At 71.6% G+C, this 21126-nt stretch carries 18 protein-coding genes and 1 pseudogene; 11 read left to right on the top strand and 8 right to left on the bottom strand.

Features of this window, described 5'->3' with window-relative positions:
* Positions 1 to 2 precede the first annotated feature (2 nt).
* Genes ACJJV7_RS02490 through ACJJV7_RS02470 form a run of 5 tightly spaced genes read left to right on the top strand, consistent with a single transcriptional unit; the run spans position 3 to position 5828 of the window.
* The gene (locus tag ACJJV7_RS02490; protein WP_405372089.1) at positions 3 to 1472 is read left to right on the top strand and encodes a lipopolysaccharide biosynthesis protein; all 1470 of its coding nucleotides are present in this window, start codon (positions 3 to 5) and stop codon (positions 1470 to 1472) included.
* 3 nt (positions 1473 to 1475) lie between these two features.
* Positions 1476 to 2690, top strand: a complete 1215-nt coding sequence (locus ACJJV7_RS02485) for a glycosyltransferase family 1 protein (RefSeq protein WP_405372087.1) — start codon at positions 1476 to 1478, stop codon at positions 2688 to 2690.
* Positions 2687 to 3475 (top strand): hypothetical protein, encoded by a 789-nt coding sequence (locus tag ACJJV7_RS02480; protein WP_405372085.1) that lies wholly within the window; start codon positions 2687 to 2689, stop codon positions 3473 to 3475. Before ACJJV7_RS02485 ends, ACJJV7_RS02480 begins: the two co-directional genes overlap by 4 nt.
* A complete protein-coding gene (locus ACJJV7_RS02475) occupies positions 3472 to 4446 on the top strand; it encodes a hypothetical protein (protein ID WP_405372083.1) in 975 nt (324 codons plus the stop codon). The genes ACJJV7_RS02480 and ACJJV7_RS02475 overlap by 4 nt, the downstream gene beginning before the upstream one ends.
* Positions 4443 to 5828 carry an O-antigen ligase family protein gene (locus tag ACJJV7_RS02470; RefSeq protein ID WP_405372081.1) on the top strand — a complete coding sequence of 462 codons (1386 nt, stop codon included), beginning with the start codon at positions 4443 to 4445 and terminating at the stop codon, positions 5826 to 5828. Before ACJJV7_RS02475 ends, ACJJV7_RS02470 begins: the two co-directional genes overlap by 4 nt.
* Here ACJJV7_RS02470 and ACJJV7_RS02465 read toward each other — a convergent pair.
* Positions 5798 to 7684, bottom strand: coding sequence for a glycosyltransferase (locus ACJJV7_RS02465; RefSeq protein WP_405372079.1), 1887 nt, complete (start codon positions 7682 to 7684; stop codon positions 5798 to 5800). The two genes, ACJJV7_RS02470 and ACJJV7_RS02465, sit on opposite strands and share 31 nt — an antisense overlap.
* Positions 7685 to 7717: 33 nt before the next feature.
* Here ACJJV7_RS02465 and ACJJV7_RS02460 point away from each other — a divergent pair, with 33 nt between their 5' ends.
* A complete protein-coding gene (locus ACJJV7_RS02460) occupies positions 7718 to 8149 on the top strand; it encodes a VanZ family protein (RefSeq protein WP_405372077.1) in 432 nt (143 codons plus the stop codon).
* On the opposite strand, the gene ACJJV7_RS02455 is transcribed toward ACJJV7_RS02460, so the two are convergent.
* The 6 genes from ACJJV7_RS02455 to ACJJV7_RS02430 form a co-directional block, all read right to left on the bottom strand.
* Positions 8097 to 9143, bottom strand: coding sequence for a hypothetical protein (locus ACJJV7_RS02455; protein WP_405372075.1), 1047 nt, complete (start codon positions 9141 to 9143; stop codon positions 8097 to 8099). The genes ACJJV7_RS02460 and ACJJV7_RS02455 overlap by 53 nt on opposite strands.
* Positions 9140 to 10432: an MFS transporter gene (locus tag ACJJV7_RS02450; RefSeq protein WP_405372074.1), complete on the bottom strand. Its 1293-nt coding sequence runs from the start codon at positions 10430 to 10432 to the stop codon at positions 9140 to 9142. The genes ACJJV7_RS02455 and ACJJV7_RS02450 overlap by 4 nt, the downstream gene beginning before the upstream one ends.
* A gap of 3 nt (positions 10433 to 10435) precedes the next feature.
* Positions 10436 to 11005, bottom strand: a complete 570-nt coding sequence (locus ACJJV7_RS02445; RefSeq protein ID WP_405372072.1) for a hypothetical protein — start codon at positions 11003 to 11005, stop codon at positions 10436 to 10438.
* Positions 11006 to 11209: 204 nt separating this feature from the next.
* The gene (locus tag ACJJV7_RS02440) at positions 11210 to 11932 is read right to left on the bottom strand and encodes a WecB/TagA/CpsF family glycosyltransferase (protein ID WP_405372070.1); all 723 of its coding nucleotides are present in this window, start codon (positions 11930 to 11932) and stop codon (positions 11210 to 11212) included.
* 140 nt (positions 11933 to 12072) lie between these two features.
* Positions 12073 to 13530 (bottom strand): sugar transferase, encoded by a 1458-nt coding sequence (locus ACJJV7_RS02435; protein ID WP_405372068.1) that lies wholly within the window; start codon positions 13528 to 13530, stop codon positions 12073 to 12075.
* An 807-nt stretch (positions 13531 to 14337) separates the two neighbouring features.
* Complete coding sequence (locus ACJJV7_RS02430) at positions 14338 to 16806, bottom strand: LuxR C-terminal-related transcriptional regulator (protein WP_405372066.1); 2469 nt, start codon at positions 16804 to 16806, stop codon at positions 14338 to 14340.
* 446 nt (positions 16807 to 17252) lie between these two features.
* Here ACJJV7_RS02430 and ACJJV7_RS02425 point away from each other — a divergent pair, with 446 nt between their 5' ends.
* Positions 17253 to 17555 (top strand): DUF1540 domain-containing protein, encoded by a 303-nt coding sequence (locus ACJJV7_RS02425; RefSeq protein WP_405372065.1) that lies wholly within the window; start codon positions 17253 to 17255, stop codon positions 17553 to 17555.
* A gap of 3 nt (positions 17556 to 17558) precedes the next feature.
* Here the strand turns inward: ACJJV7_RS02425 and ACJJV7_RS02420 are convergent, their stop codons facing one another.
* The gene (locus ACJJV7_RS02420; RefSeq protein ID WP_405372063.1) at positions 17559 to 18407 is read right to left on the bottom strand and encodes a hypothetical protein; all 849 of its coding nucleotides are present in this window, start codon (positions 18405 to 18407) and stop codon (positions 17559 to 17561) included.
* A gap of 80 nt (positions 18408 to 18487) precedes the next feature.
* Between ACJJV7_RS02420 and ACJJV7_RS02415 the strand changes: the two genes are divergently transcribed.
* From ACJJV7_RS02415 to ACJJV7_RS02400, 4 genes and pseudogenes are all read left to right on the top strand, one after another.
* On the top strand, positions 18488 to 19027 hold the full coding sequence (locus ACJJV7_RS02415) for a YaeQ family protein (protein WP_405372061.1): 540 nt from the start codon (positions 18488 to 18490) through the stop codon (positions 19025 to 19027).
* Between the two features lie 74 nt (positions 19028 to 19101).
* Entirely contained in the window at positions 19102 to 19587 is a 486-nt protein-coding gene (locus ACJJV7_RS02410) for a transporter substrate-binding domain-containing protein (RefSeq protein ID WP_405372059.1), read from the top strand.
* A complete protein-coding gene (locus ACJJV7_RS02405) occupies positions 19584 to 20636 on the top strand; it encodes a cation diffusion facilitator family transporter (RefSeq protein WP_405372057.1) in 1053 nt (350 codons plus the stop codon). Before ACJJV7_RS02410 ends, ACJJV7_RS02405 begins: the two co-directional genes overlap by 4 nt.
* Positions 20637 to 20800: 164 nt before the next feature.
* Positions 20801 to 21040, top strand: a pseudogene (locus ACJJV7_RS02400) (ATP-binding protein); the annotation flags it as partial.
* Between the last annotated feature and the right edge of the window lie 86 nt (positions 21041 to 21126).

The following is a 21126-nucleotide window of genomic DNA, read 5'->3' as shown; positions in this document are numbered from 1 at the left end:
CCATGGTGGTCACCGACCGCGCTCCGGCATCCCTCGGCTCGAACGCCGCCTCGGGGGTCGCCTGGCTGACCGCGCAGACGTGGGTTGCGAAGGCGGGCGGATTCGTCACGCTCGTGATCCTCGCGCGCCTGCTGGAGCCGGCTGATTTCGGTGTCGTCGCGGTCGCGATGACCGTGATCTCGCTCGTGTCGCTCATCGCCGATCTCGGGTTCGGCGCCTATCTCACCCAGGTCGCCGCCGTCACCCCGCGGCTCGCGAGCACCGCTTTCTGGTACTCGGTGGGCTCGGGGGTGGTCCTGGCCGGCCTCGTCGCGGCGTCGGCGCCCCTCGTCGAGTCGATGTTCGGGATCGCGGGGGTCGCGGCCGTCATGGCGGCGATCAGTCCGGCGGTGCTGTTCGTGAGCGCCTCCGCCGTGCCGGTGGCGCTGCTCCGCCGCGGCCTGCGCTTCCGCGTCCTCGCCATCCAGGCGGTCGTGGCGGCCGTGATCGCGCAGATCGCAGCGATCATCCTGGCGTTCTCGGGCTTCGGGGTCTGGGCCCTCGTCGCGCAGACGGTGATCGCCCAGGCGATCATCCTCGCGGCATCCTGGGTCACGTCCCGATGGCGACCGGCGCGGCAGTTCAGTCGCCGCGACTTCGGCGTCATGTTCCGGTTCGGGTCGAGCGTCGTGGGCATCAACCTCATCGCGGCGGGCCGCGTCTGGGCCGAGAACGCGCTCATCGCGACGGTCCTCGGGGCAGGCGCCCTCGGCCGGATGACGGTCGCCCAGCGGCTCGTGCAGACGACGCAGGAGGTCGCGGGCGCCGCGATCGCGCCCGTCTCGACGGTCGTGTTCGCCCAGGTGCGCGACGACCCCGAGCGGCTGCGGCGCGGCTACGACCGTGCGCTGTCGCTGACCTACGCCGTGATCACCCCGGCGCTCACCGTCATCGCCGTCGCCGCGCCCGTCCTCGTGCCGTTCCTGTTCGGCGCGAAGTGGACCCACACGGCCGGTGTCGCCTCGGCGCTCGCGGTCGCGGCGATCTTCACCGTGACGGCGACGCTCGACCACGGCCTGTTCCTCGGCGCGGGCCGGCCGGGTCGGTGGCTCGGCTACGCGGCCGTCGTCGACGTCATCACCCTCGCCGTCACGGCCGTGCTCGTGTGGCAGGGCATCGTCGCGGTGGCCCTCGGGTTCGTCGTCGTCGCGGCGGTCGCCACGATGGTGCGGTCGGTGCTCGTCTGCCGGCTGATCGGCGCACGCCTGTGGTCGGTCGCCCGGCGCACGCTCGCCGCCCTCGTCTGCATGGCGTCGTCTGCGGCGGCGGGCTGGCTGGTGCTCGGGGCCCTCGGGTCGTGGCCGCCGCTCGCCGCGGTCGCCGTGGTCGGGGTCGTGGTGCTCGCGGTCCATCTCGCCTCCGCGCGGCTGCTCCTGCCGGGCGCGATGCGCGACCTCGGTGCCGAGATCCGCGTCCGGATCCGGAGGAGCTGACCCATGCCGACCGTGATCTCGCCTCGCGCGCTGTGGCGGCGCCTGTCGGGCAAGAGCCCCCGTCACCTCCTCCAGGTGACCCTTCGCCGCCTCGCCGACCGGGCCGGTGTCGGGGAGCTCGACTTCCCCCTGCACGACCGCGACGTGTGGGATTCGACCCGTCCCCTCCGGCCCGCTGCCGGCCGCGCTCCCGGCGGGGCGCGGCGGATCGGCTGGGTCGTCGTCCCCCCGACTCCGGGATCGGGCGGCCACACCACGTTCTTCCGGATGCTGGCGGCCGCCGAGCGCGCCGGGCACCGCAACACCCTCCTCCTCTACGACCGCTACGGCGGCGACACTGCGACGCACCTAGACCGCCTTCGCCGCGGCTGGCCCTGGCTCGACTGCGAGGTGCGCGACATCGACGATCCGCTCGACGATCTCGATGCGGTCGTGGCCTCCGCGTGGCAGACGGCGCACGTGATGGCCCGGCGCACGGCGGAGCTCCCGGTCGAGCGGTTCGCTCTGCTCCAGGACTACGAGCCCGACTTCTACGCGCGCGGGTCGCTTCGTGCGCTGGCCGAGGACTCGTACCGCTTCCCGGTGGAGAACATCGCGCTCGGGCCCATGGTCGCGCAGCGCGTCGCCGACGAGCTCGGCGTCGCCTGCCGGGTGATCCCGTACGGGACGGACCGCACCACCTACCGACTGCTCGCGCCGGCGTCGCGGCGGCAGGGAGTGGTCTTCTTCGCGAAGACCGGCAACGATCGTCGGGGCTACCGGCTCGGGGTCCTCGCGCTCCGCGAGTTCCAGCGGCGGGCGCCCGAGGTGCCCATCGACGTCTACGGCGACACGATGCGGGAGCCGGGTCTCCGGGTCCGCAACCACGGCTACCTCTCTCCCGATGCGCTCAACGAGCTCTACAACGCCGCCGCCGCGGGCCTCGTCCTCTCCTTCACGAACGTCTCGCTCGTGCCCGCCGAACTGGCCGCCGCGGGGGCGATCCCCGTGATGAACGACTTCGACGGCGCCCGGGCGGTGTTCGACAACCCGCACGCGAGCTGGGCTGCTCCGACGCCCGGCTCGCTCGCTCAGGCCCTCGAGGCGGCGGTCGCCGGCGCCACGAGTGAGCGCGCTGCGGGCCTGGCGGCGTGGCCGACCGCCACGTGGGACGACACGGCCCACGCGCTCCTGGACGTCATCGCTCCGGCATCCGTCTCTCAGGACGTGATCTCGTGAGCGGGCCGACGCTCAGCGCCCGTGCCGTGAGCGGCGACGGGCAGCAGACGGATGCGACGCGTGTCGTCCAGACGGGCGGGCGCGGGTCTCGCACCGCCCTCCGCGACCTCCTCGGGACGATGGGGCGCCGCTGGTACGTCGGGGTCGTGGTCCTCCTGATCGCGGCGGCGGGGGCAGCCGGCTTCGCCCGGGACGGCGGACTCTACGTGACCCGGACCGTCGTGCTCTTCACGCTGCCCGGTCAGGCGTCGCTCCTGCCCGACAGCGGCCTCGGCGACGCGAGCGTGATCGGCTTCGCCGCGTCGGTCGCCGAAGTCGTCAACGGGGGGCGCCCCGCCGACACCTATGCCGCCGCCGACGCGCCCGCCTACGGCGCCGGTGTGCGCGAGGGCGTGTGGATCGGCCTGCCGAACCTCGGCGGCCAGTGGGCGACGAACTACTCCAAGGCCGAGATCGAGGTGCAGATCGTCGGCCGCACCGAGGAGTGGGTCAAGGCCACCCAGGCGCGCACGCTCGCCCGGATCGCCGAAGTGGCCGACGGGCAGCAGTCGGCGGCCGGGGCGGATGCCGCTGACCGGCTCACCGCCACCGTGGCACCACTCACGACGGAGATCGAGCACGTGGTCCCGTCGCGCTCGGCGCAGCTGATCGCCTTCACGGCGATGGGCATCGCCGGCATCCTCGTCGCCGCCTGGGCGTCGACGGCACTCGACCGATTCCTGACTCCGGCGCGACGAGCGCGCCGGTCCGACCGAACACCGCGTCACCGGGGGGTAACCGCATGAACATCGCCGAAACACTCAGAAGCCTGCTGCGCAGGTGGTACATCGTCGTGCCGGGGCTGCTGGCCGCCGCGGCGCTCGCCGTCGGCATGTGGCACGTCCAGAAGCCCGAGTACCAGCGCTCCGCCACGCAGATGCTCCTCCCCGGAACGGCGAGCGTGCCCGATGGCGGCAACCCGTACATCTACATCGGCGGGCTGACGCAGGCCGCCGACGTGGTCGTGCGCGCCCTCGGATCGCGCAACGTCATCGAGGATGTCGTCGGCGACCGCCCGAACGTCGAGGTCGAGGTCTCGCGCGACCCGAGCGCGTCGGGGCCGCTCATCCTCGTCTCGGTGACCGCCGGCAGCGACGCCGACGCCGAGGCGGTGCTCGCCCGCCTCGTCACCCGCACGACGCGGGTGCTCGGCGATCTGCAGGATCAGGAGGACATCAGCGCGGCCAGCCGCATCAAGATCATCCCGGTCGCGATCGACGAGACGAGTGTGCTGATGCAGCGCGATCGGCTGATCGCGGCGGCGGGGGCGGGTCTGGGCGCCGTCGCGCTCACGCTCGTGCTGGCGGTGGGAGTCGACGGCCTCGTCGTCGCTCGGGCGCGTCGCAAGCGCCGGAAGGATGCCGACGATGCCGCGTCCGACGCGGCCGACGCCGCGGATGCCGACGCGGCCGACGCCGCGGATGCCGATGCGGCGGGCGCCGCCGTGGCGACGCCTGACGCGGCAGACGGGCGAGCCGTCGCCCACGCCGCATCGGAGGAGCCGGCCGGCGCCGATGGGGATGCCGTGATTGCGGCTGAGCCGGAGCCGATGGACGACGCCGACCCCGAAACCCATGAGCCCGCACGGGTGCTGTCGCATGCGGGGTGGGCCCCCCGCGCCTCGGGTGACTCCGACGCCGCCGCTGCCGCGACCTCGCACCTCACCACCCGCGGCCGTTCCACCGGCCGACCCGTGCGGGCGCGGCGCTCGGCATGAGCGCGATCGCGCGCCTCTCGGAGAACGCCCCGCCCCTCGCCGCCGGCGCCCGCGCGGGCGGGTCGAGGCGCGGGTGGGACGCGAGCGCCATGCTCACGGTCTACCTCGTGCTGCTGCTCGGTGTGCCCTCGAACCTGACGGTCGGGGCGCTCGCCGCGATCGGACGGCCGTCGCTGCTCTGGGGTCTGCTCCTGTTCGCCTGGTGGGGCCTCAGCCGGCTGCAGCCGCCGAGCCTCGACGTGCGCAGGATCGCGCAGCCCGTGCGCCTCGCGATGGGCGCGATGATCGTGATCGCGCTGGTCAGCCTCACGGCCGCGCTCCTGCGCGGTCAGCCGGCAGATCAGATCAGCCCCGCCATCACCGCCGTCCTCCGTCTGCTCTCCTGGGCGGGAGTCGCGCTCGTGGCGATGGACGGTCTTCGCACCATGCACGAGGTGTCGCGGATGATCCGGCGTCTCGTGATCGCGGGCGGTGCGCTCGCCGCGCTCGGCATCGCCCAGTTCGTCACAGGCCAGACCCTGCTCGACGTGTTCTCGGTCATTCCGGGCCTGTCGCTGGAGCAGGGCGGGGTCGATGCGCGCGGCGCGTTCACGCGTTCGTCGGGAACCGCGACGCATCCGCTCGAGTATGCGACCGCGCTCAGCGCGATCCTCCCGCTGGCGCTCGCCACCGCCATCTCGCGAGGCTTCCGGCGGACGGGCGGGGGCGGAGTGCTGCGGTGGTGGATCCCCGTGGCCCTCATCGGGCTGTCGTCGCTGCTCGCCGTCTCCCGCTCCGCGATCATCGGCATGGTCGTCGCGGTGGTCGCGACCATCCCCGGCATCCCACGCCGCTTCCGCGCGCTCGTCGTCGTGGGCGGCACGGCGCTCGCGGGTGTCGCGGTGGTCGCCGTGCCCGGTCTCTTCGGCACCATGGTGGGGTTGTTCGCGGGGATCGGCAACGACTCGTCGACCTCATCGCGCGTCGACGGACTCGACCGGGCGGGGGAGTTCATCTCGACCTCGCCGCTCGTGGGCAACGGGTTCGGCATCTTCCTGCCCCGGTACTACATCTTCGACAACCAGTGGGCGCTTCTCGCCGTCGAGCTCGGCGTGCTGGGAGTCCTCGCTTTCGCGGCCGTCCTCGGATCGGGGGTGTGGAGCGCCTGGCACGCCGGCAAGGTCTCGGGGCAGGACGACGTGTTCCTCGCCGGGCGCGCACTCACCGCCTCGCTGATCACGATCGGAGTGCTCTACGCGTTCTTCGACGGGCTGCAGTTCCCCATCGCGGCGGGATTGCCTTTCCTGCTCATCGGTCTGTGCTGCGCGCTGCGCACGGTGGGAGAGACCGATGCCCGGCTCGCCGAATCGCTTCAGCGAACGGCGTCGCGGGGCGAGGACTGACGGGCGCTGAGGAGGTCCTTCACGCGGTCGACCGTAGCTTTGCCGAACACGTGGAGCACGAGGTTCTTCGCCGCCGAACGCGCGACCTCCCGCGCTCCGCGCAGCGGCGCACGCACCAGGCGATCGACGAGAACCACCCCGAGCCCGGGTTCGGGCAGCACGTCGAGCTCGGCGCCGAACAGGGCTCGGTGCCGTGACGGGGAGGTGCGGAGTCCGCGGACGCGGTTGCTGACGTTGCCGCCGTGGACGACTTGCAGCCAGCCCGGAGCTCCCCGGTCGGTGACGACAGGGTAGTGACGGCCGAGCAGGGTGTGCCAATCGCGCCAGGCGGTTCCCGGGGCCTCCCACGACTCGGCGACGCTGCAGAACGCGTTGTGGTCGTCGCGTCGTCCGTAGAGCTCGTCGCCGCGGGCGATGAGCCCGTTCGAGAGATAGATCGCCGATCGTCCGTGCTGTCGAGCGAGCGCCTGCACGCGCGCGGCGAAGTCGTCGGCGAGGGCGTCGTCGTTGTCGAGGTTCGTCGTCACCAGCAGGTCGCCCCGGGCGCCCGTCACGGCGCGGGCATCGCGGGCCACATCGGCCCACCCGACCTCCTCCCGGTACAGCGGCGTGAACATCCCGGCGGCGATAGCCGGCGCGAGTCGCTCGAGCAGCCAGGTCGGGCTCTCGGGGTCGAGGTAGACGATCCACGCGAGCCCGGGGGCGTGCTGGCGCTGAACGGACGGAACCGTGTGCCGCTCGAAGAGATCGACCCGCTCCCGCAGCCATCCGTCGCGGGCGCGCACGAGCGATTCGGGCCCCGCCGTAGGCAGATTGAACCGCGTCACGAACACGTGGTCGATCGTCACCGCTCCGGGCGAGGCCGGTGCCTCGGCATCGCCCGGAGCGGCATCCTTCTGCGCCCGCGGCAGCGCCGCCCAGCGCGCACGGCGTCGCAGCGCCCAGCGCGCACGGGCGTGTGTCGGATCGCGACGCAGCTCCTCGCCGACGACGACGGCGGCACGGAAGAGCCCCGCCGAACGGCCCAGGTGCTTGTCGGCGTAGCGGACGCGGTTGACGATCGTGAGGGCGACGAGCTCGTCGGACACGCCCGAGCCCCCGCCGCGGTGCACGACGCGCGCCGACGGCTCGAACCAGATCCGCCATCCGGCGCCGCGCAGACGCCGCTGGAAGTCCGTCTCCTCGGAGTAGAGGAAGAACCTCTCGTCCCAGTCGCCGACGCTCCGAGCAGCACGCGTGCGGATGAGGAGCGCCGCACCGGTCGCCCAGTCGATGACCGCGGGTTCCGCGTAGGCGGCGTCGGTGCGGACATGCTCCGACAGGGCCGCGGGTCGGCTCCTCCACGCCCGGCCCCAGACGGCGTCGCTGACCGCTCGCACGGCAGTCGGCTCGCGTCGCAGCGAGTGGTGCAGGTGTCCGTCCGCATCGTCGATGCGGGGCACCACGGCCCCGATCGAAGGATCTGAGCGCAGTCTTGCGAGGAGGGTGGCGATCACTCCCGGCACGAGCCTCAGGTCGGGGTTGAGCACGAGGATCGCCTCGGCATCACCCGCCCGCGTCGTGGCCGCGTTGACGCCCGCGGCGTACCCGAGGTTCCCCCCGGTGCGGAGGCGCACCACGTCGGGGTGGGCGCCGGCGACGGCCCAGGTGTCGTCGGACGACGAGTTGTCGGCCACGATCACGCGGATGCGGGTGCCCGCCGTCTCGCGCCGGAGGTCGTCGATGAGGGCGTCGAGGTCGTCGGCGCTGTTGTACGTGACGACGAGCACGGCGACGTCCACCGGCCCATCCAGGGCGAAGGATGCCGCGCGCTCGGCGGGCAGTGACGGCGCGGGTGCGGCGGTGGTGTCGGTCATGTCTTCCTTCGTTCCCTGTGTCACAGTGGGCGCGTGCAGCGAGAGTGGCGGTGGATGGTGTGGGCGGGGCTCGGGCTGTACGCCCTGGCGGTGATCATGGTGCTCTTCGCGCCGTCGTCACCGTCGGCGGCGGTCGACGCCATCACGCGCGTCATCCGCGACGACCTCGGATTGTCGTTCGTTCGGCAGGGGTGGGTCGAGTTCGCCGGCAACGTCGTCATGTTCGCGCCGCTCGGCTTCTTGTCGACCCTCCTCTTCCGCCGGCCCTGGTGGGGCATGATGATCGCGCTCGCCCTGTCGGTGCTCGCCGAGGTCACGCAGTTGCTCCTCCCGGCACGCACGGCGACGCTCCGCGACGTCGTCGCGAACGGTCTCGGTGCACTGATCGGTGCGCTGCTGGCGTGGCTGATCGTCATCCGGCAGTCCCGTCGGCGACGACAGCCGGCGACCATGCGTGCTCGATGAAGATCTCCGGAGCGGCCCCCCCATCGACCTCGAGCCGCCAGACGTCGCTGTCGCCGGGGGCGTCCGGTCGCGGCATCCCGTAGAGCAGGGTGTCGTCATCGAGCCATTCGATCTGGTCGTCGATGCTCCGCTCCTCGGGGAGCACGTCGATCTTCCCGGTCGTGATGTCGTAGATCGCCGGCGTCCAGTGGACGGCGGGAAGCGTGCCGCCGGTGACGCGTTTGAACGCCACCCGGCTGCCGTCGGGTGACAGTGACGGGCACTCGACGTTGTCCGCCAGGGTCGTCAGGGTGCGCGAGCGGATGTCTCCACGCACCAGCGCGGTCGTGCCGGCGGTGTTCATGCCGACGGTGGCATAGAACGTGTCGTCGTCGGCGAAGGTGACACCCCAGTAGTTGCGATCGGCCGGAGCCACGGTCGTGCCGCCGCGGAGGAGGGTCCACTCCTCGAGATTTCCGAGGTCGGCTCCGGTGCCCTGACCGTCGGTGCGGGCGATCACGGTCGACGTCGAGAATCCCATCGATGCGTACGAGTGACCGGTCACGAACGATGTCGTCGCGACGAGCGATCCGTCGGGCGAGAACCGGGTGCGGCTCGGCACGCCGGGGAGGGGCCACGAGGCGTCGACGGCGCCGTCGGCGGAGGTGACCGTCGCGGTGTACTGCGGCACGATCCCGCGCACCGTGCGCAGGCACGCCAGCAGCTCGCCGGTCGCGTCGACCCGGTCGCAGACATCGGCCGATACCGTGCGGGGCCCGGCGGGGTCGCCGAGCGGAACGCTCGCGACATGGCCGTAGCCGTCGCCCGGAGCAGTGTTGCGGAAGACGAGCCGCTCCTCTCCGGCCCAGCTGCCCGCGGCGGCGATCTGGGCGTCGCTCGGGCCGGCGAGGGCCTGTTGACGCGCTGCCCACGCCGAGACGCCGAAGGCCAGCGTGCCGCCGAGGAGGACCGCGGCCGCACCGGCGACGATGGCCACCCGCGTCCGCCGGATCACGTCGACCTCACCGCGAGCAGCGGACGCAGGATCAGCGCCGACACGGGCACGGCGACGGCGAGGAGTGCGGCGACGACCACGAGCGCGACGTCCTGCCCGAGCGCCCACCACATCACTCCGAAGACGGATGCCGACGCGAACCGCGAGAGGGCGACCACCGTCTGCGCCGCCGCGATGCCGGTGGCGCGCGTGTCGGCCGGGGTGAGCTCCGCGGCGAGCGCTGCGAGGACTCCGTCGGTCGCGGCGTAGAAGGCGCCGAGGAAAAGCAAGCACAGCGCGGTCGCGACGAGGTCGTCGACGGCGAGCGTGGCCACGAGGTAGGCGGCGAGCAACGCCAGGTGGCCGAACACGAAGACCCGTGCGCGGCCGATGCGGTCGGACAGTCGACCGAGCGGGATGGCGAAAGCGAGGAAGGCGACGTTCGTGCCGACGTAGAGGAGGGGGAACCACTGCGCCGCGAAGTCGCTCCGCGCCTGCAGGACGAGGTAGATGAATCCGTCGCCGATCGTGAGGAGCCCCAGGATGCCGGCCGCCGCGAGCACGCGGCGGAGCGGGCCGCGGGTGAGCGCTCGCCAGTCACGGCGTCGGCGCGGCGGGGCGTCGGCGCGGTGCGCGGCGTGGGCTGCGTCGTCGTCGCCGCGTGCGCCGCCTGCGGCGGCGCGGCGGCTGCGCAGATTCGGAACCAGCAGCGCGAGGATCACGACGCCCAGCACCGAGAACGCGAGCGACGCGGCGAAGACGACATCGAAACCGTCAGGGATCGCCCACAGGATGACGAATGCGATGAGGGGTCCGAGCGCGGCTCCGATGTTGTCGAGCATCCGGTGCACGCCGAAGGCGTGGCCGCGGTCTTCCGGCGCCGATGCGGCGGCGATGAGCGCGTCGCGCGGCGCTGTGCGCACTCCCTTGCCGATGCGGTCGGCGGTGAGGACGATCGACAGTGCCGCGAAGCCCGAGGCGAACAGCAGACCTGCGCGCGCTACGGCGGCCGTCGCGTAGCCGCTGAAGGCGACCCACTTCGGCCGGCCGATGCGGTCGCTGGTGTAGCCGCCGGCGATGCGGACGAGCGCGCTCACCCCCTGGTACAGCCCGTCGAGCACGCCGAAGGCGACGGTGGAGAGCCCGAGGACCCCCGTGACGTAGAGCGGCAGGATCGCGGCGACCGACTCCGAGGAGATGTCGGTGAGCAAGGACACGATCCCGAGGGTCACGACCGTCGATGAGACGGTGCGGATGCCGCGGGGGCGGCCGGCCGAGGCGGCCGGAGCGGAGCGGAGCGAGATGTACACGCGTCAGTCCGTCTGCAGGACGGCGAACAGCGTGTAGGACGTGCCGGTGCCGGCATCCGCGACGACCAGCGTCATCGCTGCGCCCGGGCCGGTGTACGTCATCTCTTCGTCCGAGCCGCTGGCGGGCTGGAGGCCGGCCGTCGCCCACAGGTCGCGATAGTGGTCTCGGATGGCGTCGGGGGTCTTCGAGGTGCGTGCGGTCAGCGCCGCCTGCACCGTGCCGCCCTCGGCCGCGACCGAGCTGGTGATCACGGCGTCACCCGGCAGCGGGCCGGCGAGGGCCGCGGGGTATCCGTCTGCGAGCCCGCCGGTCTCGGCGTCGGGGGTGGGCGCGGGAACCGGTGACATTCGTGGGGCGGGCGTCATGAGAGGCACCCCCGCCGACCGGCTCGTGGTGTCGGGGGGCTGCACTTCGCTTCCGGCGACCGGTGTCGCGTCGGGCTCGGGCCCGGGGGCGGGAAGCGCGGATGCCGGTGGCTCCGCTGCGGCAGAGCCGGCCGGCGGCGCAGACGCCCCGCCGATGACCGTTCCCGCGATGACGGCGCCCACGATGACGATCCCTGCGATCGCCACGGCGGCCAGCGTGATGGCTCGCCGTGGAGCAGCACCCCGATGGGCGCCGGTCGGCGTGGATTCATCCATTCTGTTTCCCCCTGATTCCCCCCTGTGGACTGCAGATCTGCGGCTGTCGCGGCGCTCAGGAGCGCTTCGTCAGCCCACAGAACGGGCACGGCCGGGCGGGGGGACACCCGGCCGTGCCCGCGTGCGGGCGGCGGTTCAGGCTTCCTGTCGAACCGTCGATCGGCGGACGGCCATGAAGGCCGGAGGTCCCTCGATGAGGTACCGTCTCGCCAATCGTCGTGGCTCGAGCATGAGCCGCCACATCCATTCGAGTCCCGCGTGGGACACCCACCGGGGTGCCCGCGACACTCGACCTGCCAGGAAGTCCACGACCGCCCCGAACGCGAGCAGGACACCCGCGCCGGTTTCGTGACCGAAGTCTGCGATCCACTTCTCTTGGCGAGGCTTTCCCAGGCACACGATCACCACGTCCGCTCCCGAGGAGCGGATCTGCGCGGCGATCGCAGCCGATGACGCCGGTGAGGCGAGCTCGTCGCGCGTCGGAGTCCAATGTCCGACGAGTCGGACCCCGGGCCACTCGGTGGTGACCCGCTGGTGCAGCGACGTCCGGACCTCCGGCGACCCGCCCAGCACGGCGACGCGCCAGCGCTGGGTGTCGGCCTCGCGCAGGATGTCCCCGACGAGGTCGCTCCCGGCCAGTCGCGGCCAGGCGGTGCCGGTCATCCGCTCTGCCTGGCTCGCGATCGGTGCGCCGTCGATGAGGTTCAGCCAGCGCGTGCGCGCCGCTGAGGTGGGAATCGCGCCGCCGTGGTGCACGTGGTCGAGGTTGATCGACACCACCGCCAAGGGGCGCACGTCCCGGTGCACCACGGCGTCGGCGATCATCTCGACGGCGCCGGCCGCATCGACCAGGTGCACGTCGGTTCCGGCGATGCGGACGCTCGGAGGGCCCGATGGTGCTGGAGCCGGGGGCGGCGGTGCCAGGACCGGAACCGGAACCGCCGGTGCCGTGCGGGTCGTCCGTACTCGAATCGGCGATGTCGCCACACGCATAGCCATCAGTAGGCTCCCTTCGCTCGGAGCACCACGCCCGCGGTGCGGAGCATGATTCCCAGGTCGCACGCGACCGACCAGTTCTCGACGTAGTGCAGGTCCAGGCGGACGGTGTCGTCCCACGACAGGTCGCTCCGCCCTCCGATCTGCCACGGTCCGGTGATCCCGGGCCGCAGGTACAGCCGGCGGAAGACGGGCACGTCGTACAGGCGCACCTCTCGCGGCAGGGGGGGACGGGGCCCGACGACGCTCATATCGCCGCGCAGCACGTTCCAGAACTGCGGGAGCTCGTCGATGGAGTATTTGCGCAGCACCCGCCCGACCCGGGTGATCCGGGGATCCTGGCGGAGCTTGAAGAGCGCTCCGGATGCCTCGTTCTGTCCCGCCATCGCCTCGAGCTCGGCTTCTGCCGTGACTCGCATGGTGCGGAACTTGAGCATGTCGAATTCGCGGCCGTCGCGGCCGACCCGCCTCTGCCGGAAGAGCGCCGGGCCGGCCGAGTCGAGCCGGATGACGAGGACGATCAGCGGTGTGAGCACCGCGATGGGAACGAGTGCGAGCGAGGCGGTGACGACGTCGAGCACGCGTTTGACCCGGTGCTGCGCTCCGTCGTAGGTCGGGACTCGGATGCCGACGAGAGCGAGACCGGTGCTGCGGCGGAGCGTCATGCGACCGGCCACGACGTCGGTCAGGGTGGTCGCGAGAAGCAGGGTGATCGCCGTGCCCTCGAGCTGCCAGCTGAGGCGACGGACGAAGTCGGGCTCGGGCGTCGCCCCCACGACGATGACGGTGTCGGCGTCCATCGACCGGGCGACCGCGGCAGTCGACTCGGCGGGGCCGAGGAGAGGCAGGTCGCCCGGACCGAGGAGTGCCGGCGTGGCATCCGAGCCGACGAGCGTCGTCCCGATCACGTCGAAACCGAGACGGGCATCGCGCCCGAGTGCCGGGAGGAGCGCTTCGAGTGCCGCCCGGTCGCCGACGAGCACGGTGCGCGGCTCGCGGGGCCGCTGCCCGCGCGGGGCGCCGGTGCGCCAGTAGAGCCGGCCGAGGCCGACGAGGGCCAGCGCGAGCGGGACGACGCAGATCAGGAGCGCCCGTCCGGTCGCCGAGGGGGCGACGGCGACGATGCTTGCGCCCAGGGCGAACGTCGCGGCAGCGGCGGCGGCGACGCGGCGGGCCTCGTCGGCGACCGTGAGCTGCGCAGCGGCGCTCCGCGCGACGCTGAGCGCGATCAGGAAGAGAAGGGCGAGCGCGAGCGCCCCGGGCAGGAGGGCCGTCCGGTCGAGGTGAGCCTCCCGCCACAGGGGCGCAGCGCCGCCGACGCTCATCGCTACGGCGACGGCGTCTCCGACGACGAGTCGGAGCCGGTGCCGGCTCCGCTGCCGCAGACGCCGAGCGGCATCCGCAGACAGTCGCGGTGTCAGCGCGACATCGAGCGACGTCGCCGCAGCGGACGACGTCATGACCGCACCTCGTCGGTGGCGCGATCGCCCGTCATGGTGCCGGCACGCCGGTTTCGGCGTCCGAGCACGTCACGTTCCATCCCCATGGACGTCTTCCCCAGTTTCAGGCACGGACCGAAGCCCGCACCTCCCCACTGCAGATCAGATCTGCAGTCCCCAAGTTGTGGCGGCCTCGGTTTCCCGAAAACCCCCTACGGCTCCGCTCGACTCCCACGTCGGGCGGTGTTCTCGTTGATCCGACCCCTCGGATCAACGAGTCGCTGATGACTCAGCGACTGACGTCGAGCCCGCCGCGCGGCCCGCCGTGTCGGTGCTCTTCGTGCGGTGCGCCCGAGTGGGCTGCACCGCACGAAGATCCCAGATAGACATGGGAAAGTTCCCCCAAGATCGCCCCATTCCATCGTGTCGTCGCCGGGTGTTCCGAAGCGCTCCCCAAAGCATTTCGAACTGCGACAGATGGAACGCTACCCGCCTGCCGCTTGTCCACCAATAGGGGGACAAACCTAATCTCACGTCCCCCATGGGGGGTTCGAGATTAGGGAGTCGGTTAGGGGGCGCGGACCCGTGACGAAACCGGCTCGTTCACCACGACTCTGTTGTCCGGGAAAGCGTTGGACTAGCATGAAAGCGCCGTCCGGTCAGGTTCCAAGCCGCTCCCCAGCGGTTTCCGCCGCGTGTTGTCCCCAAGCTCGCGCGGCGAGGAGTCGGGATGGTTTGGCGGGCTCTCTCCTACGCCTCAGTCCCCACTGAGCGAAGTGAGGGAGCCCGTCCCCTTTTCTCCCGCATCTCCGCCGCCGGTGATGAGGATCAGGCGGTCCACCGCGGGCCCGTGTCGTCGCCGTCGACGATCGAGCGCAGCTTGGTGATGAGGTCCGCTCGCGATGTCGCTCCGATGCGGCGGCGGATGCGTGCGATGTGGTGCTCCGCCGTGCGCGGCGAGATGAAGATCGCCTCTCCGATCTCGGCATAGGTCTTGCCGCTCACGACGAGAGCCGCCACTTCGCGCTCCCGCGCGGTGAGCGGATCGGGCGCAGGTTCGGGCGCGGGCAGGTCGTCGCGATTCTCGGCGCCGAGGGCGCGAGGGTGCAGCCGGCGCGCGATCGTGGTGAGCAGTGCGCTCGGCCGACGGTGGTCGACATGGTCGGCGGCGGCGCTGGCCAGCCGGGCGGCATCCCACGACAGCCCGACGGACGCGAGGCGCTCGGCCGCCTCTTCGACGCGTGCGACGTCGATCTCGCCGAGGTCGGTGAGAATCCACTGCGAGGCCGCCGCCGCCATCGCCGCGCAGACGTTGCTGGAGGCGGCGAGCGACAGCAGGACCTTCACATGCGCGGCGGTGGATCGCTCGGTCGGATCATTGGCCGCCTGCAGGAAGGCGGCCCAGTGCAGGTGCCCGGCCCACAGCGGTGGGTCGCCCAGACGCGCGGACATCGCCAGCGTCGTCCGGAGCACGGCATCGGTGCGCGCGGTGTCGTCGAACATCGCGGAGACCGCGAGGAACTCCGCGAGGGGATGGATCGTGAAGAGGTCGGGCTCGACGACGCGGATGTCGTCGCGGACCCGCTCCCAGAGAGGCCGGAGCTCACCGGGAGCGCCGTAGCGGCGCACGTAGGCGAGCAGCACCGCGTCGCGGAGGAGCACGTCGCGGCCCCCGAGCGGCATCGGCGAGGCATCCACTTCGGCCATCCGTGCGGAGGCGTCGTCGGGCTGCTGCCGCTGCACGGCGACCCACGCGGCCCACAGGAGCAGCCGTGGTCGCGCCCAGCCGCCCCCGTGTCCGTTCATGAGGGCGCCCGTGAGGATCGTGTGGGCGGTGTCGAGCTCGCCGGCATTGACCGCGGTCATGGTGGCGAGCACGGCCGGGAGTTCGGGGATGGGCCCGTCCTCCTGCGCGTCGGTGTAGATCTCGCTCGCGCGGACGAGATCGTCGAGCGCGCCGTCGAAGCGTGAGGAGACGGATGCCGAGAGCCCGCGCATCATGAGTCGGCGCGACACTGAGAGGGTCGTGGGCATCGCCGCGGTGATCAGCGGGTCGGCGGTCACCGCCTCCAGCAGGTCGGCGTGGCCCGTCCCGAGCGTCGCGATCGCGGCATGGGTGCGCACCCGCGGCTCTGTCAGCGAGTGCGCACGGAAGGTCGCGCCGCTCACCTCGAGAAAGCCCCGAGCACTCCAGACGGCGCCGATGAGATCGACGGCGGAGTCGTGCGAGGGGTGCCCGGTGGGCATCTCGGCGGCGTCGATCTCGGCGGCCGCCGTGTCGATCTCGCCGCGCGACCAGGCGAGGCGCGCGAGGCGCACGGCCACGTCGAGGGGGTCCGCACCCGCATTGCGTGCGGCGTCGTACAGCTCGGCGGTGCGCACTTCGTCCCGGCCGGCTGCGTCGTCGGCGTAGGCCAGGAGGGTCCGCGCCAGCCGGGGATCCGTCACCGCTCCGAAGGAGTCGACGACGTCGGGCGCGAGCGGACCCTGCGCATCGCCGAGGATCGACACCATCTCGGAGACGGGCGTCGAGCGCAGGACGGCCGTGCGGATGACGGGGATCGAACGCCCGTTGCGGTGGAGGAAGCCCAGCGCGTGAGCGCGGGCGGCGTCGTCGTCGCTGACGAAGGCACCGTTGGACGGCATCCCGGGGCCGGCGCTTTCGAGACTGGCGCGGCGCACGCTCGCGGCGACGTCGGGGTCGGTCATCGCGAGACGCTCGGCGATGAGGTCGGCGAGAGTGCGCGCGACGCCGTCGTGGGCGGCGTCGTGGCACGGTCCGTCGCCGTGAGCGGCAACCGCCTCGCGGACGAGCCAGACCACGGATCCGCAGAGATCCGTGATCGACCGTGCGCACGATTCGGTCAATGTCACGCCCTCACGGCCGGCGATCGTCACGACGTCCCTGGCGTCGACCTGCCCGAGGACGAGCGGCGGCGCGGCCTGCTCGAGCTGCTGCAGGAGGCCGCGGAGGCGATCGCTCCGGGGCCACGGGCGGCAGGTGAGCACGACGCCGGCATCCTCCTGCTCGAGGTGCGCCTCGAGGTCGTCGATCTCCGCATCGGTCAGCAACTGGGCATCGTTGATGAAGCGGATCCGATCGGACGATCCGTCGCGACGGGTGAACTCTTCGCGGAGATGACGCATCAGGGTCGATGTCTGCGACCCGGCCGGCCCGACGATGACGATGCGTGTGCGGCACGACGAGGCCAGCGCATCCTCGATGTGGGCGTCGACGAGCCGCGACCACCAGCCGTGCGGCACGTGGTCGTCCTCAGCGCGGGGTAAGACTGCCATGGCGTTCTTTCCCCCGAGTTCCCCCCGGAAGAGTCGACATTCCTTTCTGCCGCGGTGCGGGCTCGGAGAAGGGGTGGTTCGGGTGGTGGAGCGGTGGTGCGTGAACGTGGTGCGGATGCACGACGGGAGCGGTATGACGGCGCGCGGGGGCGTGCCGGCTGGAGCGATGATGACGAAGAGAAACCGTGCGGGTGCGGTTCCTCGTGTCACCGATCACGATCCCCCTCCCCAGCGAGGGGTGATCGGAGAGTACACCCGCGAAGAAGGGGGGATGGAACCCTTGTGGAAAAACTTTGTTTCCTGGTATCACCCTCTCGCGAGAGTGGTGAGGCTCACCTAACTAAGAATAGGCGCGTGATCTGGGAAGAATATTGCGACTAAGGCTGGCCAAACCCTGGGGGTGGCGGCGTAACGTCGGGCTCACCATCACCTTCCTGGAGGACGACATGAGCATCACTCTCGATGATCTGCCCCGTGTGTCCGAGTGCGCCGCGCTCGGCTGCTCCTACAACGATCACTCCCACTGCCATGCCGCAGCCGTCACGATCGGCGGCTCGGTCGGAGACGCCGAGTGCGCGACGTTCATCCCGCTCGGCACCAAGGGCGGGCTCGACAAGGTCGTGAGCCACGTGGGCGCGTGCCAGCGCGCGGAATGCCGCTACAACGACGCCCTGGAATGCTCGGCCACCGCCGTGCGCGTGGGCCCCGGTGCGGAGTCGGCCGACTGCCTCACCTACGAGCGCGTCTGATCCTCACCGCTGCCGCCCGCCCGCCTCGACGGCGGGAGGATCGGCGGCGAACACCTCGACGGTTTCGCCCTGCAGCACGAACTGCAGCGCCGTGCCCACGGGGTGTGCGGCCTTCACCGCCTCCGGCGACGACGTCTCCACCGTGAACTGGAGGGACGCCGCGAACGGACCGGCGCCGCATCCCGAGAACGACCACTCGATGCCGGGCTCGTCGGGGCCCGGGTCCTCCGGCACCGACACCAGGGTGACGCACGTCTGCTGGTCTCCCGGCGGCCCCCAGGCGCCGGAGATCGGCGTGAAGCCGAGGTAGGGCTCGTACGTGACGGGCGGCTCGCCGCCGAACCCGCCCATCCCGAGCTCGTCCGCGACGTCGGAGTCGGGATCGAGTGCGAGGGTCGTGACGTGTCGGATGCCGGCGTCGTCGGCGGTGGCCGGCCCGAGCAGTGCCGTCCGCGCCGAGAACGCCGCCGTGAGCGCGACCGCCACGGTGGCGACCAGCGCAAGCGAACCGGCCCACGTCAGGGCGAGCACGAATCTCCGCCGCCGGGCGTCAGGGGCGGGCGCCGCGGTCGTCGTCGAGGTCACCGTCGTGCGGGGCGCGCCGTGACGGGCGTCGAGCGATCTGGCGGCTCCGACCGCGTCGACGGCCGGGGGTGGGAGCGGACGAGGGGTCACATCTGTGAATGCGGATGCCGGAGCCCCCGCGGCGACGAGCGGCATCCGCTCGGCTCTCTCTGCGGCTTCGAGCTCGCTCAGTCGAGCGCGGGCGGCCGGGTCCGCGTCGATGTCGGCATGAGGCCCATACGCCCGGAGGCGGAGTGCGCGGAGCTCCGCAGCGGCGCCGTTGTCCATCTCTGCATCGTGGCACACCGTCGGAGGGGGGCGGCCGTTCCCCGCATTTCGGTGGCCGCGAGCGCCCGTATGCTCAGGGAATGGCCATCGGATCGACGATGCACGCGTTCACCGTGCACCTCGCCGACGTCGATCGCGGCGTCTACGACGAACTCTCGCTGCGCGTCGCGCGCCACCCCTCCGAGACGGGCGCGTTCCTCCTGACCCGGGTCCTCGCGTACGCGCTCGAGTACGAGGCGGGCATCTCGTTCAGCGAGGGCATCGCCGCGACGGACGAACCTGCCGTCGCCGTCCGTGACCTCACCGGTCGGATGACAGCGTGGATCGAGGTCGGCGCTCCCGATGCCGGTCGCCTCCACACCGGGAGCAAGCTCGCGGGCCGCGTCGCGATCTACACGCAGCGCCAGCCGTCACGACTGCTTCCGACCTGGGCGGGGAAGACGATCCATCGCGCGGCGGACATCCCGCTCTACAGCTTCGATCGCGGCTTCGTGGAGGATGCCGCGGAGGCGATCGACCGCCGATCGTCGATCACCGTCTCGGTCACCGAGCGCCAGCTCTACCTGGAGATCAACGGGCAGACCTTCACGTCGCCCATCCACGAGCACCGCCTCGCCTGAGCCGATCCTGCCGGGGGTGTCAACCCCGGTGAGGTGCAGCGGGCGCGCTCAGTACCCTCTCGGCGGGAGGAACCATGGACCGTTCTCTGCGCCTGCTCGGAGCCGTCGCGTCCGCCGTCGCCCTCGGAGTGCTCGCCGGGTGCGGGGCGGTGCCGGCTGATGTCGACGGCACCCTCGAGCGCGTCCGCACCGACGGCGAGCTGCGGGTCGGTGTCACGTCGAACGTGCCGTGGACCGACACGTCGTCCGCCGAGCCGACGGGCACCGAGGTCGACCTCATCGAGGAGTTCGCCCGCCGCCACGGCGCGGACGTCGCCTGGACGGAGGGATCCGAGGCCACCCTCGCCGACAGCCTGAGGGGCGGGGTGATCGATGTCGCGATCGGAGGGTTCACCGATGACACCCCGTGGACCGACAAGGCCGCGGTGACCGACGCCTACGCCGAGGTGACGGCATCCGACGGCTCGGTCGAGAAGCACGTGATGCTGACCCGTCCCGGGGAGAATCGGCTGCTGGTCGAGCTGGAGACCTACCTCCGCGAGGAGGGGCCCCGGCCATGACGCGCCAGAACGTCCTCCGCGAGAGCCTCCCCGACGCCCAGCGCCGGAGCCTCCGCCGCGCGGTCCGCATCGAATGGGCGACGGTCGCCTTCCTCGCCGTGACGATCCCGGTCGTCGGCCTCGTCACGGGCAGCTCGCAGGCCATGCGAGCGGCCTGGATCGAGGACATGCTCTCGCTGGCGCCGCCGCTCGCCTTCCTGCTCGCCGTCCGGGTGATGTCCCGTCCAGGGACGAAGGATCACCCCTACGGCTGGTTCCGATCCGTCGGCGTCGCGCACCTGGTCTCCGGGGTCGCCCTCTTCGTGATGGGCGCCTTCCTCCTCGTCGACTCGGCCCTGACGCTCATCCGCGGCGAGCGGCCCCCGATCGGTTCCGTCGAACTGTTCGGCGGGACGGTCTGGCTCGGATGGCTGATGATGTCGGCGATGGCGCTGACGATCCCGCTCCCCATCTACTTCGGCCGCGTCAAGATGCGCCTCGCACGCGACCTCCACAACAAGGTCCTCTACGCCGACGCCGACATGAACAAGGCCGACTGGATGACGGCGGTGGGCTCCATCGTCGGTGTCGCCGGCATCGGCATCGGTCTCTGGTGGGCGGATGCCGCTGCGGCCATCTTCATCTCCGGCAGCATCCTGTGGGACGGCGTGAAGAACACCCGCGGGTCGATCGCCGACCTCATGGACGTCCGGGCGTCGACCTTCGACGACGGCCGACCGCACCCCGACATCGACAAGATCCACGACCACCTCGAATCGCTGCGCTGGGTCGATCAGGTGCGCACCCGCACCCGCGACCAAGGACAGTTCTTCCATGTGGAGGTCTTCGTCACGCTGCGCGGCAGGATGCCGAAACTCGCCGATCTCGAGACCGCCCAGGAGGAGTGCCGCGCACTCGATTGGAAGCTCCACGACGTCGTGATCGTTCCGGTCGCGGTCTTCCCAGGCGCGGCGCAAGGTCGATCCACCGACGCGCGTACGGGCTTAGGTTTCGGGTCGACCGTCACGGGCTCGTCGTCCAGGCGCAACTCTTCTTTCGTGAGCGATTGAAGGGGGCCGGCTTCGACCGCGATGCGCTCCAAGATCCGTCGATCCATCTGGCGATCGACACTCGTCGCGTAGCGTCGACTGGTCGCTTGTTCTATGCGGGGGAGCGATGGACCGTCACGGACACGCCCACGCGCTTGCGTGAGTCTGTGTGGTCGGTAGATCCCGACGAGCTGCTGTTCGTCCTCGAACGCCAATGGCGCAAGCTCGGCAAGACACTCGACCCCGACGACTTCACCGACGCACAAGCCATCGCCGCTGTCGAACGCATCACCCGCGGCAACTTCCGCCTCCTCGAACGCCTGCTCCCACAGATCCAACGCGTCCTGAAGATCAACGAGCTCGACGTCATCACCAACGACGTCGTCGAAGCCGCCCGCAGCACCCTCGTCATCGGCACCACCTGACCCGACACGGACCGCAGCGAGAAGGACGACACAGAGCGAAGCTGCCCACACGCGCCATTCCGCGGCTCGGCCACCAAGGGCGACCA

The organism is Microbacterium sp. Ld4 (assembly GCF_045066555.1).
GTDB lineage: Bacteria > Actinomycetota > Actinomycetes > Actinomycetales > Microbacteriaceae > Microbacterium.
The sequence above is the reverse complement of the archived record's forward strand: the minus strand, read 5'-3'. Positions and strand labels throughout refer to the sequence as shown.

What these genes read in the sequence shown, in the direction of transcription:
- ACJJV7_RS02490 (WP_405372089.1), top strand. Translation starts at nt 3, where the DNA reads ATGGTGGTCACCGACCGCGCTCCGGCATCCCTCGGCTCGAACGCCGCC.
- ACJJV7_RS02485 (WP_405372087.1), top strand. Translation starts at nt 1,476, where the DNA reads ATGCCGACCGTGATCTCGCCTCGCGCGCTGTGGCGGCGCCTGTCGGGC.
- ACJJV7_RS02475 (WP_405372083.1), top strand. Translation starts at nt 3,472, where the DNA reads ATGAACATCGCCGAAACACTCAGAAGCCTGCTGCGCAGGTGGTACATC.
- ACJJV7_RS02470 (WP_405372081.1), top strand. Translation starts at nt 4,443, where the DNA reads ATGAGCGCGATCGCGCGCCTCTCGGAGAACGCCCCGCCCCTCGCCGCC.
- ACJJV7_RS02465 (WP_405372079.1), bottom strand. Translation starts at nt 7,684, where the DNA reads ATGACCGACACCACCGCCGCACCCGCGCCGTCACTGCCCGCCGAGCGC.
- ACJJV7_RS02435 (WP_405372068.1), bottom strand. Translation starts at nt 13,530, where the DNA reads ATGACGTCGTCCGCTGCGGCGACGTCGCTCGATGTCGCGCTGACACCG.
- ACJJV7_RS02430 (WP_405372066.1), bottom strand. Translation starts at nt 16,806, where the DNA reads ATGGCAGTCTTACCCCGCGCTGAGGACGACCACGTGCCGCACGGCTGG.
- ACJJV7_RS02425 (WP_405372065.1), top strand. Translation starts at nt 17,253, where the DNA reads ATGAGCATCACTCTCGATGATCTGCCCCGTGTGTCCGAGTGCGCCGCG.
- ACJJV7_RS02420 (WP_405372063.1), bottom strand. Translation starts at nt 18,407, where the DNA reads ATGGACAACGGCGCCGCTGCGGAGCTCCGCGCACTCCGCCTCCGGGCG.
- ACJJV7_RS02415 (WP_405372061.1), top strand. Translation starts at nt 18,488, where the DNA reads ATGGCCATCGGATCGACGATGCACGCGTTCACCGTGCACCTCGCCGAC.
- ACJJV7_RS02410 (WP_405372059.1), top strand. Translation starts at nt 19,102, where the DNA reads ATGGACCGTTCTCTGCGCCTGCTCGGAGCCGTCGCGTCCGCCGTCGCC.
- ACJJV7_RS02405 (WP_405372057.1), top strand. Translation starts at nt 19,584, where the DNA reads ATGACGCGCCAGAACGTCCTCCGCGAGAGCCTCCCCGACGCCCAGCGC.